Here is a 14187-nt window from a genome sequence, read left to right on the forward strand (position 1 = left end):
CCTTTCGGGAGTGCCTTGTTGGCGAGGCGCTCCCGGCGACACCTACGTCAATCGCCCGACCGTGACGCGAAGAGGGAGCACCCACATCGATACAGCGTTCATGGGTCTCACCTCCTCGGGCGGTGTCACGGTCGACTGCAAGCTACAAGCCCGGGCATCATCCCGTCCAATCCTTTACCAGCCACATGATCACGGCTGTCGTTGATCTTCGTGATGCACTCGTCGGCGGCCGAGGGCGTTCCCGTCGAAGAGGCTCTCGGCGAGTGGCTAGGCGGGGCGCAGAAGCTCCTCGCGCCTGGTCAGCAGTCGGGCGCGCTCGGCCAGCAACTGGGCGCGGCGCGCCTGCAGGTGCGCCCCGGTGTCGGCCACCCACTGCGCCAGCTTCTTCACCTCGGCCCTGGTCTTCTCGATGCGCTGATGCTTGAGCACATCGCTGATGATGTTGTCGAAGAAGGCGTCCACAAACCACCGCGTGTCCACCTTGGGCATGACCGGCCGGGCCGCGACCCCGATGTCGGCCAGCTCGCGGGAGAAGACGTCCAGAGCCCGCTGGGCATGCCAGGCGGCCTCGTCGGCGCTGGTCAGCTTGTCATGTTCGTAGGCGTCGGCGAGCAGGCCGCCGCCGAACATGTCGAAGGTCGAGGCGTTCCTGGCCGAGTTGAGGAAGCCCAGCACGACGCCGAGCGCCTCGTGCGCGCCCCGCCCCGCCTGGTGGGCCTCATCGCACTCGCGCACATGGGCGCTCAACCGGTCGAGCGCGGCACCGAGGTCGGCCAGCTCACGCGCGCGCGGATCGCCGCTCCGGATGAGCTGCTGCTCCTTCTCGGCCAGCAGCCGGGCGTACTCCCGGGACGCGGGCTCGAGCACGGCCAGCTCGGCGTCGGCCGCCGCCGCGTCGGCTTCGAGCTGCGCGAGCCGGGCCCGGTGACCGTCCACGCGCTCCCTGGCCACCACCGCCTCGGCACGCTCGCGCTCCAGCCGCTCCTCGCGGTTGCCCAGCATGCGGGCCAGAACGGCGGACAGCCCGCCTTCCAGCCGGGCGACGTCACGCTCCTCCTGGGCCAGCTCGACCTCCAGGTCCTCCAGGGTGCTGCGGACGTCCGCGATCTGCTGCGCGGTGGTCTCGCGCAGACGCCGGACGTGCTCGGCGCGGTGCATCCTGGCGGACGCCTCGTGCAGCCGTTCGTCAAGTTCCGGGGAAAGCGTCACGCAATGATGACGAACGAGCCGGACCGGACGTTCCGCAAGGCCGGCCGGCCTTGCGCAGCGATCGCCGGGCCGGCAACACGCTCACCGCAGGTGGCATGGCCCGGTCTTCAGCGGGGTCTCAGCATCCGTCGTGGCAGCAGGCGACTCGGGCTCCCTCAAGTTCGGTGGGGTCGTTCCACCAGTGGCTCGCTGCGCTCGGGTGGACGGGGACGCGGTCCTTGACCTTGCCGGAAGGAGCGGAGGCCGCGGGTGTCGCCTGGTTGGTGGTGGAGGAGGAGGGGTAAGGCGCGAGGAGCTGCTCGACGGTGTGGTGTCTCCCGCCGACGACGACGGCGGTGACGTTGGCGGCGTCCTCGATGCGGGACAGCGGGTCGCCGTCGATGATGGCCAGGTCGGCGTACATGCCCTTGGCGATCCTGCCCAGCGGCAGGCCGAGGTAGGTCGCGGACGTGCTGGTCGCGGCGGTGAGCGTTTCCCGCGGGGTCAGGCCGTACTTGACCATGGCGCGCAGGTTCATGTGCAGGCTGAGCCCGAGGTGGTCGATCGGCGCGTCGGTGCCGACGGTGACCACGCCGCCGCCGCGGATCATCGCCGCGATCTGCGCGACCTGGTTGGCGAGGTTCGTCCGGATCACCCGGACCGCTGTCGGGTCGGCGGTCTGCGCCGCGGTGACCGTCGCCTGGAGGGCCGCCATCCGCCAGTTCGGGTAGAGCCGGCGCACTCGTTCGTCGGTGACCAGCGAGGTGTCGTCCCTGTAGAGGGTCGAGGAGTTGAACAGGGTGGGGGTTCTGGCCATTTTCGAGGCGTTGAACATGGAGATGACGTCCGAGTAGGCGGAGCCGACGTTCGTGACGGTACGTGAGTAGCCGAACCGGTTGGTGGCGCCGATGTGCTCGGTCTGGTCGCCGCCCATGGCGATCGCCGGGTAGTGGTAATGCGAGCTCACCGGCTTGCCCTGGCGATGGGCCCAGTCGATGACCTCCTTGTGCCAGGCGACCGGGAGCCGCACGTAGCACTTCATCATGTCGTAGTCGAGGGCGGCGGCCCGCCGCAGTTCGAGCCGGAGCTGGTCGTGGGAGTACGTCGGGCGCATGAAGTTGTAGTAGATGCGCGGCCCGTCGATGGCCTCGCCCGTGCCCAGGTAGCGCGGTGCGAGCCGGGCGCCGGACTGCACCGACTCGCGCTCCTCCACCATGTGGTACGCCGGTGAGCCGGGTGAGCGCGTCGTGGTGACGCCCAGGGCGAGCCAGAGCGGACCCTGCCGTGATCCGTAGGCGTACCCCTGCATTTCACGGTGATGGTGGATGTCGATCAGGCCGGGCATGACGAACCTGTCGCGGGCGTCGATCCGGGCGCCGGGTCTTCCTTCCCGGTGCGGCTCGATCGCGGTGATGCGCTGGCCTCGTACGATGATGTCGACGTCGCGGACGACCCTGTCGGAGACGCCGTCCCACATGCGGCCCGCGTGGATGACGACCTGATCGGGGCCGGGGTCGTTGCGCCAGGTCAGCCGCATCGGGATCGACCGGGCGGGCTTGCCGTCGAGGCACACGCTCTTGAGACGTCCCTCGTTCAGGTAGAGGAGGGTGGCCGAGCCGCCTGCCCAGACAGGCGAGTCGGAGACCTCGTGGGTGACCTGACGGGCGCTGCCGGTGGGCCGTCCGGTCCGGTCGACGGGCAGGACCCACAGGAGCGATTCCATGGCGAAGGCGAGCATGGTGCCGTCGGGTGACCAGACAGGGCCGTCGTCACCCCGCGTCTGCAAGGATCGGTGTGGCGCGGGGTCGATGTACGTACCGGCGCCCGTGGCCCGGTCGACGAGCAGGATCTTGGACAGTCCCTCACGGTAGCGTCGCGAGTACGGCACCACCGCGGCCAGCGCCAGGGTTCTGCCGTCGGGTGACCAGGTCGGGCGGCCCGGTTCGAAGGTGGCGTCGAAGATCTTCTGGATGTCGCCGGTGGAGACGTCCACCACCCACAGGGCTCCGTCCTGGTCCAGGTAGGCGATCTCCCTCCCGTCGGGTGACCACCGGACCGACAGGGCGGCGGAGCCGGACAACCGGGTCAGCTGCCGGTCGGCCCCGGTGCTCAGGTCACGGACCCAGATATTGAGGGTGCCGGTGCGGTCGGTGACGAATGCCAGTTGCCGCCCGTCCGGGGAGAAGTCCGGGTCGGCTTTCCACCAGCGGTCACGGAAAAGCGGTTCCGGCGTGCCGCCGATACGCATCAGATAGATGTCGTTGAGCGCGCGGAAGGCGATGGCGGACTCGTCCGGGGACACGGCCGGGCTGCCGATTCCGACGACGGGGAACGACCCGGGCTCGTCGAAGACGCGGACCTTCTTCTTGTACTTCGGAGTCGTCGCCGTCAGCGCGGCGGTGAAGCCGATGGTGCCGACGGACGCGGAGTTGAGGCGGCGGACCTTGATGGTGCCCGCGGAGGTGTAGAAGTAGCGTCCGTCCGGGGCGAACCGGGCACGGAACGGGAAGACCTCCTCGCCGCTGACGAGGGTGCCCGCGGTGCCGGCCAGATCATTGGCGCCGGAGTGGAAGAGGTGGTAGGCGAGGTCGGTGCCGTTCGGCAGCCAGGACGGCTGGTGAATGACCTGACCGGTGGGGACCGTGACCGCGTTGCTGCGCGTGCCGGTGGCGACCTCGACGACGTCGATCCTGGTGTCGGCGACGACGAACGCGATCTTGCTCCCGTCGGGTGACCAGGCCGGCTCGTACTCCTCGGCGGAGGTGTCGGTCAGGACGCGGGTCGCTCCGGTGGCGACATCGAGCAGGTGGATCCCGTAGCTGCCCCCGGCGTCGGAGGAGTAGGCGATGGTACGCCCGTCCGGGCTGTAGCGGGGCTCGCGATGATCGAACGGGCCGGTGGTCAACTGCCTGATCGCGGACCCGTCGGGCCGGATCGTCCACAGGTTGAAGACACCGTCGCGGTACGACTGGAACACGATGGCGCGGCCGTCCGGGGACCAGTCGGGCTGGGCGATGTCGTACAGGTCGCTGGTGAGCCTGCGGGCGGTGCCCCCGGAGGCGGAGCAGACCCACAGGACGCCGAGCAGGTCGAGGGCGAGCAGGCGGCCGTCGGGCGAGGGCGCGACGGCGAAGTCGGTGCCGGAGGCGACGGTGGTCTTACCGGCGTTCCCTGCAATGCCGGCTTTCGCCGGTAAGGCCGGGGTGAGCACGGCGGCGAGGGCGGCACCACCGCCCGCCAGGACGGCCCGGCGGGACATCGATCCGGAGGTGGAGGTGAACGCGTCAGACATCGGGGATTTCCACTCCACTATTCACGCATGGTCAGATAGTCATCGAGCTGACGGCTTGGAAACAGGCGTCAGCGAACGGCTGGACGTTATGACGCGCGATTCATGGCCCGAGGCGAAATGCGTTATCGGCCTGGAGCCCATCCGGTTGAACATCGCCACCACCTGCCTGCCGACGACTCATCGAGCAGAGGCGGGCTGCTGCGCTCATTGAGAGCACTGGGACCTGCTTGGCCAAAGTACCTGCATAGGAATGTGCATACGTCGGTCAACAGATTTGGTCAAGAGGAGCCGGTGGGACGGGTTCGCATCGTGGGTCTCTATCGGACCGGACGGCCGGGCGAGTCGATGTGCGATCCGGCCGTCGGCAGTGGGCTACGGTAGCCCGCCACGCGGGGTATGTGGTCAAATACCTATCGGAAGTGTCGGAAGCATGTGAAAGGGCGGGACATGACCGCGGTCACCAACGGAGTGAACGTTCAGGCACTGCTGGACGCACGCGAGGTGCTGAAGGGCGCGCCCGAGGCCGCGCAGTTCGTCTGGCGGGCGTCCTCCAGATGGCAGAACGGCGTCCACAGCACCACGACGGTCAAGGAGTTCTTCGGTCTCGGGCAGGAGCAGAGTCACAAGCGCGAAGCGGTCTTCGACGCCGACCATCCCGAGGTCTTCGCGGCGGAGGACAACGGCATCACGCCGATCGAGTACCTCCTCGTCGGCCTGGCGAGCTGCCTGACGGCCGGGGTGGCCTCCGTCGCGCAGAACCGCGGCATCCAGTTGCGCTCGGTCGAGGCGACGCTCGAAGGCAAGCACGACATCCGCGGGATCCTCGGCGTCGACGGCGACGTCCGTAACGGTTTCAACGACATCAAGGTGACGTTCAACATCGACGCGGACGCATCGAAGCAGGACATCGAGGCTCTGGTGGCCCAGTCCCAGAAGCGCTCCGCCGTGTTCGACGCTCTCACCAACCCGACGAACGTCACCGTCGAAGTCGCCTGAGGAGCCGAGCCATCGAGTCCGTCACGACAGTCGTCATCGGCGCGGGGCACGCGGGCCTCGCGGCAAGCCATTTCCTCAGCGAACGTTCGATCGATCACGTCGTGCTGGAGCGTGGCGAGGTGGCGAACTCGTGGCGACGCGAACGCTGGGACTCCTTCCGGCTGCTCACCCCCAACTGGCAGAGCCGCCTGCCGGGCCATCGCTACGAAGGCCCCGATCCCGATGGCTACATGACGATGGGGGAAGTGACCGAGTTCATCGAGCGCTTCGCCACGCTCTCCCGTGCTCCCGTCCGGACCGGAACCAATGTCACATCGGTACGACGTACCGACGACGGATACCAGGTGACGACGAGCCGCGGCGAGATCCGCTGCCGGACCATCGTCATCGCGAGCGGCGCCTGCAACCTTCCGGCGTTGCCGGAGTTCGCTGACGCGGTGCCGGACTCCGTCGAACAGCTGACACCGTTCGACTACCGTGGCCCCGGCCAGCTCCCCGACGGCGGCGTGCTCGTGGTGGGGGCCTCGGCCACCGGCGTGCAGCTGGCTGCGGAGCTGCGGCGGTCCGGGCGGCCGGTGATTCTCTCGGTGGGGGAGCATGTGCGGATGCCCCGCACGTACCGCGGACGCGATGTGTTGTGGTGGATGGACGCCTCGGGCGTGTGGGACGAGCGATTCGATGAGATCGACGATCTCTCGCGGGCCCGGCGACTGCCTTCACCTCAGCTCGTGGGGACCCCCGAGCGGACGACGCTCGATCTCAACACACTCGCCTCGATGGGGGTCGAGATGGTGGGCCGCTGGGCGGCTGTCCGTGACGGCCGTGCGCTGTTCTCCGGCGGCCTGCGCAACGTGTTCTCGCTCGCGGACCTCAAGATGGAGCGCTTGCTGGACACGTTCGACGAATGGGCGAAAACGCACGGTCGTGACGCCGAGGTGGAGCCCCCTGAGCGCTTCGCGCCGACTCGTGTGCCCGAGGCCGCACGGCTACAGCTTGACCTGCGAAGCGGCGAGGTCATCGCGATCATATGGGCGACGGGGTTCCGGCCTGACTACGGATGGCTCGACGTGCCCGTGATCGACGCGAAGGGCCGGCTGCGCCACGAGGGCGGCGTGGTCGACAGCCCGGGACTGTACGCGCTGGGGCTGCCCGTGCTGCGGCGGCGCAGGTCCTCGTTCATCCATGGTGTCGAGGCCGACGCGCGCGAGGTGGTCGAACACCTCGCGCGGCAACTGGCCGTACGCCGGTAATTCCGACCCCCGCGGGCGGTTTCCGTCGGACGGTAACGATCGCCCCAGCGGGCTCGTCGTCCCTCACCATGACCCAATCCTGGCCGATCTGGTGCCCCAGTTCAAAGATCGCTACCCTGGTCTTCCCCGTCAGCGGAGCACCGACATGCGCCGGCAGTACGCCCTTGCCAACGACGGCCCATGCGACAAAGGATCCTCCTCGTGGCCCCCTGCGGGCACGGTCCAATGCCCCGGCTGGCGGCTCCACCTGACCGGAAAGCCGAGCACCGAACGGGGTGAACGGTCAAACACCACCTGTCCCCCGTCCTGACCCCCGGCGAGATGACCAACACGCGGATCCTGGCCAACGCCGGTCAGCGAACGGCACCCTGGAAATCCGCGATGCCAGGACCGGCCGGGTCATCAAGCGTCACCCGCTGCCCGGCCTCGGCGGTGCCACCGAGACGTTCGTCATGGACTGGCGCGGCGACGACGAGATCCTGCTCTACATGAGGAGCGTCGAAGGCGGTGACCATCTCGGGTGGTTCCTCTTCGGCTCCACCTCCGGAGAGCTGCGCCGCCTCCCCCGGCTGCCGTCCGATCTGGACGCCGTCATCGGCGCGCCGCTGCCTCAGTAAGGCGGCAATGGGCGCGCCTGCCCGGTCAGCCGTTGCGCGATGAGCGCCGCGTGTGACAGGGGCGTCGAGAGGTCTGCTATGTCCCCGTTGGTCGTGTAGTCGAGCAGTACAACGGTTCGGTGGCTGCTCAGCTCGCGGAGCTCGTCGATGAGTTCGCAGGTTCGGTGGTCGAGCACCCAGTGATAGGTCGGAACGTACACCACACGCCTGGCCTCCTCGTAGCCGAGCAGACGGCCGTCGAGCCGATGACCGAGCGGCGGGCCGAGTCGTCGGACCGTTCGCTTGATGCCCTTCATCGTGGTGATGTCCAGCTTGGTGAAGTCCTCCTGCTCGGTGGTGAACACCTTCAACGCCTGCCAGACGCCTTCGACGGACTGTGAGGTTCGACCCGGATGGCCGGGCACCGGGATGCCGCCATGCGGGTAGAACGGGCTGAGGCGGATCCACGGCTCGTCCGCCCGGGATGTCACATCGAGAATCAGCGCGTCAGGGAAATCCCGCCGGAGAGTGGTACGACGGCGGCTCGCGACGTGAACAGGCATGGAGGGAGGTTGCCACGCGGGTGTGACAGTTTCGCTCGAAGTCGCATTTCCCACGCTGACCGTCTACTGCCCGCCCGACGTCCCGCTCGGCGCGCCTGCCGCTGCGGCCGGACGGGTCGGGAACTTTGCCCTGACTTCGCACGTTATCCGCCATGACCTGTGCTGCTGGGACTGAAAGAGCGGAGTCGCGAGGTAAGTGGAAGAGTGCAGTACCAGGCCGGGCATCGGCCCGGCTTGTTGTCTTCCACCAGCGTCTTCGCACCGGCTGGCCTGCCCGCCTGCGTCCCGCATGGCACAGTACGCGCCCCTTCCCGCCGACGGCGGGGACGAGGCGCGCCGTTCCTGCGTCGCCGACCACTCGCGTCGGCTGATCGCCTTCCCCTTCGCCGGCCCTGAGCCGGTGTTCACCCGCTTCAAGGAGCACTTCTGCCGTGGACGGCTACGCGTTTCAGCTCGCCCTGGTCCTGGTCCTGGTCATCGTCAACGCGATCTTCGCCGGGAGCGAGATGGCGCTGATCTCGTTGAGGGAGGGTCAGTTACGCCGACTGGAGAAGCAGAGCGCCGGCGGGAAAGTCCTGGTTCGCCTGGCCCGCGACCCCAACCGGTTCCTGGCCACCATCCAGCTGGTCATCACGCTGTCCGGGTTCCTGGCTTCGGCCACCGCCGCCGTCACCCTGTCCGAACCGTTGGTGCCGCTGCTCGGCTTCCTCGGCGGCGCCGCCGGCCCGGTGGCCATCGTGCTGGTGACCATCGTGCTCACCTTCCTCACTCTGGTCTTCGGCGAGCTCGCGCCCAAGCGGGTGGCCATGCAGCGCGCCGAGACGTGGGCGCTGCTGGCCGCCAGGCCGCTGAGCTTCATCGCCACCATCTCGCGTCCCGTCGTGTGGGCCCTGGCCAAATCCACCGACCTGGCCGTCCGCCTCATGGGCGGCGACCCTGACCTGCACCGCGAGGAGATCAGCCCGGAGGAGGTCCGCGACCTGGTCGCCACCCACCGCGGCTTCACCCACGAGCAACGCCTGATCATCTCCGGCGCCGTCGAGATCAGCGAACGCGTGCTACGCGAGGTCCTCGTCTCCCGCCGCGACGTCTTCACGCTGGACGCCGACACCCCCATCGACGAGGCACGTCTATCACTGGCCGCCTCCGGTCACTCCCGCGCCCCCATCATCCGGAACAACGCCCTCGACGACGTCGTCGGCATCTGCAACCTGCGCGACCTCATCACGCACGACCACACCGACGAGAAGACCGGGGCCACCGCCGCCGACGTCGCGCGCCCGGCGTTCCTGCTGCCTGACAGCCTGCCCGTCGCCGACGCGTTGCGCCGCTTCATGGCAGAACGCCAGCAGTTCGCCCTCGTCATCGACGAGCACGGCGTCATCGACGGCATCGTCACCCTGGAAGACCTGCTCGAAGAGGTCGTCGGCGAGATCTACGACGAGACCGACCGCGACAGCATCGACATCCGGCCCGACGCGGACGGCAGCCTGCTGCTGCCCGGCGGCTTCCCCATCCACGACCTGCCCGATCTCGACGTACACCTCGAAACCCGCCCCGACGGCGACTACACCACCATCGCCGGCCTCGTCCTGGCCCTGCTCGGCCACGTACCCACCGCCCCGGGCGAGACCGTCACCACCGGCGACTGGCGGCTGCAGGTCGCGGCCATCGACCGCCACGCCATCACCCAGGTGCGCGTCAGCACCGTCCCCGCCACCGCGGCAATCGGCCAGGCACGGGAGTCCGAGCAACCGTCCTAACCACTCTCACAGGACGAAGGACTAGGGATCTCGAAGGGTCCCTAGTACAAGCCGGCGGCGACGTCGTCGGGCGGGTTGGTGCAGATGCGCAGATAGCGGCTGTTGGCGTGGCCGGAAGCATGGCGCCCTGCGCCCGCATGACACCTTGTCGTCGGCCCCGATTTGCGGACGCGGGGTGATCGCATGACGTGGTCATCCCGCGGACGGTGACCGCCGAGAACCGATCGTGGCAGAGCCCGCCAGCAGGCCGCCGCGCATGTTCAGCGGGATATCGGGATCGGCGATCGCGTCGACACGGCGTTCCCGCGCGGCCTCGATCGCCGCAACGGGCTCCACGCCGGGCACCCAACCGGCGGCCACGACGCCGAACACCCGCCACAGGCGCGATGACGCCATCAACGAATCCTCCCGCACCGCAGCCGACCGGGCGGCAATCCTGCGCCGTTGACAGGAGGCCCTTCTGCGAATTATTTTGCTTACGTCGTAAGCTTACAGAGTAAGCAAACCACAAGGAGGGACTCCATGAAGAAGATCGCCATGCTCGCCCCGCTGGTCTGGCTCGGCTGGCTCGTCCTGATCGACTGGGTGCCGATGTTCCCCCTGAACGACCTCGCCGCGATCAGCGCCGAGGACCGGGCGCTCGCGGCGTTAGCCAACTATCCGATCCCGCTGCTGATCGCCGGCGCCGTGGCGCTCGACCGAACCTGGACTCGGATCACCGCGATCGTGCTGAGCACGCTGTGCCTGGCCGGACATCTCATGAGCTGGTGGATCCCGTACTTCGGCCCCGCCACCGCGGCCCAGCGCGCGGACTACCAGAAGTACTACACCGAGACCCTCCGGTTCCTGCCCACCGCGGGCCATGACGTGGTCATCGACGTCCAGCACACCGTGGTCGCATTGCTCACCCTGGCCATGCTGGCCGCCACCATCGTCTTCGCCATCAGGTCAACCGGCAGGCTCCCGAAAACCAACCCCGTAACCCCCGCACCGTGATGAACGCGCCATTGACCGCACGGCCCCCGACCGTGACGGGTGCATCTGAAGGCCGGCCGGCGTTGTCCGACCTCCCGCGAGGCGCGGCCGGGTGGCGGGCAGAAGAGGAGGCAGCCCTACCGCACTTCGGGGTCGGCACGGCCGCGCAGCGCGAGACCTACCGCCGCGACTCCGCCCGGCACGCTCAAGAACTTCCGACGGAGGGCAGAACGTGGTCATCGATCTTCAGCACCGCAGGCTTGCCCTGATCATGCTGGGTACCACGCCCGCCGTTATGCTGGCTCCATGAAAGGACGTCCGGGGCGGCCCGCGGTTCTGACCCCGGATCGTATCGTGGGCGCGGCGGTCGAGATCCTCGACACTGAAGGGCTCGACGCCCTCACCATGCGCCGCCTCGGGACCCGGCTCGGAGTCGCGGCCATGTCCCTCTACCGTCACGTGCCCGGCCGGGACGCGCTCCTGGCCGAGGTGGTCAACCGCATCTTCGCCGAGTCGGTGGCCGGACGTCCTGAGCAGGCGTCCTGGCCCGAGGCGCTGGCGGCGTTCGGCGTCTCGTACCGGCAGGTGCTGCTGGCCCATCCCAACGCGGTGCCGCTCCTGGCCACCCACCCCGTGGACGTCGAGCTGGGCCTGCGATTGCTCACGGAACTGCTGTCCGCCTTTGAAGCGGGCGGGGTCGCACAGGCCGACGCGCTGACGGCCGTGCAGTCAGTCGGCGTGTACGTGCTCGGACACGCCTTGGCGCAGGTCGGCACGCCCCCCGGAGCCGATCCGGCACCGGCCGCGCCCGAGGAGCCGTTCTACGACGAGTGGTTCATGGCCGGGCTGCTCGCCATGGTCACCGGATTCGAGCAGCGACTCGCCAGTCGATAGATCGATCAGGTCCGCGGGCCGGAGGGCGGTAGGGAGCACGGTTCCCGTATGTCATCGATGGCGGGCGCGGGAGGCCGCCGCGTGGGCGCGGTTGGCGCAGCGGGTCGAGCAGAACTGGCGCCTTCCCGGGCGGCTCCGGTCCACGAACACGTCCTCGCACGAGCCCGCCGCGCAGAGGCGGAGCCGTTCCCAATCGCCCGACGCGGCGATGTCCAGGAGCTCGGCAACGGCGCGTACGGCGATCCGGTCGGCCAGTCCCGTCCCGTCCTGGGCGGCCAGCCGCAGGCGGGGTGTCCCGGACGAGTCCTGCACGAGCGCCCGCAACGGGAGCTCGTCCACCCATCGGGCCAGCGCACGGGTTCGCTCGGGAGGGTCGCAGGCGAGCATCGCGCGCAACCGCTCGCGCACCTCCCGAACCTCCTCAAGATCACCCAGGTCGGGCAGTTCCGCGGTTGGGGTGCCGATGCGGAAGGGTTCGTTCAGTTCGGCGCAGAACCGGTGCAGCGCCGCCACGTCCGGCAATCGTTCGGGGTCGTCCAGCCACTCGTCCCACGTGTTGGCCAGATCGATCGCCACGAGTCCTGTCTCAGCGAACTGGCGCATCCGCTTTCCTCCTGTTACCGTCACGAGTATGACTAGTTTAACCCCTGACAGGAAGCTGACCGTACTCGACGCCCCATCCAACCTCGGTCTGCGCCCGCCCGCACCCGGCACCTTCCCCGGCTGCTACAAGGCACCCTGGGCGCTGCGAAGCGCCGGGCTGGTCGAGCGGATCGGGGCGACGGACGGGGGAGTTCTCGTCCCGCCGCGTTACGTCGCCACCTGGAAGGCAGGAGATGGCGTCCGCAACGGGCAGGCCATCGCCGCCTATGCCCGCAAGCTGTCCGACCGGATCACCGGCATCAGAGAATCGGGCGGGTTTCCGGTCGTACTGGGCGGCGACTGCTCGATCCTGCTCGGTCCCGCCCTGGCCCTGCGCAAGGCCGGGCGGTACGGGCTGGCGTACGTGGACGCGCACGCCGACTTCCGCCACCCCGGCAACTCCCCGCACGTCGGGTCAGCGGCCGGCGAGGACCTGGCGCTGGTCACCGGGCGCGGCCATGACTACCTGGTGGACATCGACGGCCTGCGACCGTACGTGCGGGACGAAGACGTGATCGTGCTCGGCGTACGGGACGATGAGGACCTGCGCGACATCGCGGAGAGCGGGCTGGCGTTCCTCCCGGGAACCGATCTCTCGCTGGACGCCGCCGCGAAGGTATTGGTACGCGACGAGCTCGACGGCTTCTGGATCCACGTGGACGCCGACGTGCTGGACCCGTCCGTGCTGCCCGCAGTCGACTCCCCCACCCCTGGTGGGCTCGACGCGGCACAGCTCACCGAACTGCTCCGCGGGCTGCTCGGGCTGCCGGGAGCCGCCGGGCTGGAGGTGACGATCCTCGATCCCGACCTGGATGAGGACGGCAGCCAGGCCGCTCTGCTGGCGGACGTCATCGTGGCGGCACTGACCTGACATCGGAACCCTGCCCCGCTGACTCCACGCCTGCGGCGTGTCCCCTGCGTCCCTGCGCCTTGGGGAGTAGCCCCTGGCAGGCGAAGCGAAGTGCGCCGCACGTCGAGTGCCAGGAGCGGCTCCACACGGCTGCCGGCCCGTGCCGGCAGGACTCGGGGTAGGTGGTAACCACGGCGGAACATCTCGTGTTCCTCCGCAACGGTTCGCCACGCTTCGGGGTTGAATGGATTTGTGGTCTGGAGCCGAGAGCCCGCAGAACCAGCGCCGTTATCCGCACTGCCCCTCCCCCCGGGTGAGGAGCCACCGCCGCCACCGCTGTGGAAACCTGCCGAGGAGCAAGTCGTCGAGGCGTTCAGGACGGTACGGCGACATCCCTGCGCCGTCCTGTGGCGGGCCGCGGCGGTGGCCGTGCCTGCCCTCGTCGCGCAGATGCTGCTGGCCCGGGTGATCGAGCGGCCGAAGATCTGGGAAGATTACGCGTTCCTGTGGACGAGGTTCTCCGACGCCTTGAGCACGATCGCGATCCTCACCGTGAACAGCGCCGCGATCGTCGTGCTCAGCGGTCTGCTGGCTCCGGCGGTCACCGGCGGGACGTCATGGCCGGGCAGGCTGCGCGGCCTGGGTCGGCTGTGCGGGCTCACCTTCTTGCTGAGCGCTCTGGGGCTGTCCATGTACGCCCTCATCCCGCTCGCCCGCTCCCGGGATACGCTGGTTTCCGAGGTCCCTGGCGCCGGCTTGTTGTTCTTCCTGGCCGCTCTCATCATGGTCGGCGCCGTGGAGATCCGCTTCGCCTTCGCCGCGCCCGGGATCACGCTGAAGGGGCTGCGCGCTTGGGAGGCTGTCAAGATGTCCCGGCGGCTGACCCGTGGCCAGTTCTTCAAGATCCTCGGTCCGCGCTGCGCGCTGCGGGTGCTCCTGGAAGGTTTCGGCGGAGTGCTGGGCGCGGCGGTGCTCTTGCGACTGGGCGTTGCCGGCGACTCCGCTGATGGGCCGATCGAGTGGAGCGTGCGCTTCGCCGTCAAATGGGCCGTTCTCACCTGTGTCCTCGCGACGGCGGCGATGCTCGCCGTACTCCAGTTCGCTGACCAGGACGAGCGACTCGGCCGCGAAACCACCTCGAAGGAGGCACTCTGATGACGGCTGCGCACCCTCCTCTT

13 protein-coding genes are annotated in these 14187 nt (G+C 68.8%); 8 read left to right on the forward strand and 5 right to left on the reverse strand.

From position 1 onward, the window contains the following. Positions 1 to 267 precede the first annotated feature (267 nt). Together BLS95_RS18645 and BLS95_RS18650 are read right to left on the reverse strand one after the other, a co-directional pair. Positions 268 to 1209 carry a hypothetical protein gene (locus BLS95_RS18645; protein WP_090932902.1) on the reverse strand — a complete coding sequence of 314 codons (942 nt, stop codon included), beginning with the start codon at positions 1207 to 1209 and terminating at the stop codon, positions 268 to 270. A 118-nt stretch (positions 1210 to 1327) separates the two neighbouring features. Continuing rightward, positions 1328 to 4480 (reverse strand): amidohydrolase family protein, encoded by a 3153-nt coding sequence (locus tag BLS95_RS18650; RefSeq protein ID WP_176993259.1) that lies wholly within the window; start codon positions 4478 to 4480, stop codon positions 1328 to 1330. A gap of 447 nt (positions 4481 to 4927) precedes the next feature. Between BLS95_RS18650 and BLS95_RS18655 the strand changes: the two genes are divergently transcribed. From BLS95_RS18655 to BLS95_RS55750, 3 genes are all read left to right on the forward strand, one after another. Next, on the forward strand, positions 4928 to 5476 hold the full coding sequence (locus tag BLS95_RS18655) for an OsmC family protein (protein WP_090932905.1): 549 nt from the start codon (positions 4928 to 4930) through the stop codon (positions 5474 to 5476). Between the two features lie 35 nt (positions 5477 to 5511). Continuing rightward, complete coding sequence (locus tag BLS95_RS18660) at positions 5512 to 6726, forward strand: NAD(P)-binding domain-containing protein (RefSeq protein ID WP_218135868.1); 1215 nt, start codon at positions 5512 to 5514, stop codon at positions 6724 to 6726. A gap of 452 nt (positions 6727 to 7178) precedes the next feature. Next, positions 7179 to 7343 (forward strand): hypothetical protein, encoded by a 165-nt coding sequence (locus BLS95_RS55750; protein WP_176993260.1) that lies wholly within the window; start codon positions 7179 to 7181, stop codon positions 7341 to 7343. Here the strand turns inward: BLS95_RS55750 and BLS95_RS18665 are convergent. After that, positions 7337 to 7885 (reverse strand): DUF6939 family protein, encoded by a 549-nt coding sequence (locus tag BLS95_RS18665; RefSeq protein ID WP_090932909.1) that lies wholly within the window; start codon positions 7883 to 7885, stop codon positions 7337 to 7339. The genes BLS95_RS55750 and BLS95_RS18665 overlap by 7 nt on opposite strands. A 431-nt stretch (positions 7886 to 8316) precedes the next feature. Between BLS95_RS18665 and BLS95_RS18670 the strand changes: the two genes are divergently transcribed. Then, a complete protein-coding gene (locus BLS95_RS18670; RefSeq protein ID WP_090932911.1) occupies positions 8317 to 9648 on the forward strand; it encodes a hemolysin family protein in 1332 nt (443 codons plus the stop codon). 192 nt (positions 9649 to 9840) lie between these two features. On the opposite strand, the gene BLS95_RS18675 is transcribed toward BLS95_RS18670, so the two are convergent. Next, positions 9841 to 10044 carry a hypothetical protein gene (locus tag BLS95_RS18675; RefSeq protein ID WP_090932913.1) on the reverse strand — a complete coding sequence of 68 codons (204 nt, stop codon included), beginning with the start codon at positions 10042 to 10044 and terminating at the stop codon, positions 9841 to 9843. A 126-nt stretch (positions 10045 to 10170) separates the two neighbouring features. Between BLS95_RS18675 and BLS95_RS18680 the strand changes: the two genes are divergently transcribed. Next, positions 10171 to 10644 carry a hypothetical protein gene (locus BLS95_RS18680; protein WP_090932915.1) on the forward strand — a complete coding sequence of 158 codons (474 nt, stop codon included), beginning with the start codon at positions 10171 to 10173 and terminating at the stop codon, positions 10642 to 10644. Between the two features lie 285 nt (positions 10645 to 10929). After that, positions 10930 to 11517 (forward strand): TetR/AcrR family transcriptional regulator, encoded by a 588-nt coding sequence (locus BLS95_RS18685; protein WP_090932917.1) that lies wholly within the window; start codon positions 10930 to 10932, stop codon positions 11515 to 11517. A gap of 51 nt (positions 11518 to 11568) precedes the next feature. On the opposite strand, the gene BLS95_RS18690 is transcribed toward BLS95_RS18685, so the two are convergent. Continuing rightward, a complete protein-coding gene (locus BLS95_RS18690; protein WP_090932919.1) occupies positions 11569 to 12120 on the reverse strand; it encodes a CGNR zinc finger domain-containing protein in 552 nt (183 codons plus the stop codon). Positions 12121 to 12148: 28 nt separating this feature from the next. Here BLS95_RS18690 and BLS95_RS18695 point away from each other — a divergent pair, with 28 nt between their 5' ends. Both BLS95_RS18695 and BLS95_RS18700 read left to right on the forward strand, forming a co-directional pair. After that, positions 12149 to 13030 (forward strand): arginase family protein, encoded by an 882-nt coding sequence (locus BLS95_RS18695; protein ID WP_090932921.1) that lies wholly within the window; start codon positions 12149 to 12151, stop codon positions 13028 to 13030. 408 nt (positions 13031 to 13438) lie between these two features. Continuing rightward, a complete protein-coding gene (locus tag BLS95_RS18700) occupies positions 13439 to 14164 on the forward strand; it encodes a hypothetical protein (RefSeq protein WP_143043779.1) in 726 nt (241 codons plus the stop codon). Positions 14165 to 14187: the final 23 nt, after the last annotated feature.

The organism is Nonomuraea jiangxiensis (assembly GCF_900099965.1).
Taxonomy (GTDB): Bacteria; Actinomycetota; Actinomycetes; order Streptosporangiales; family Streptosporangiaceae; genus Nonomuraea; species Nonomuraea jiangxiensis.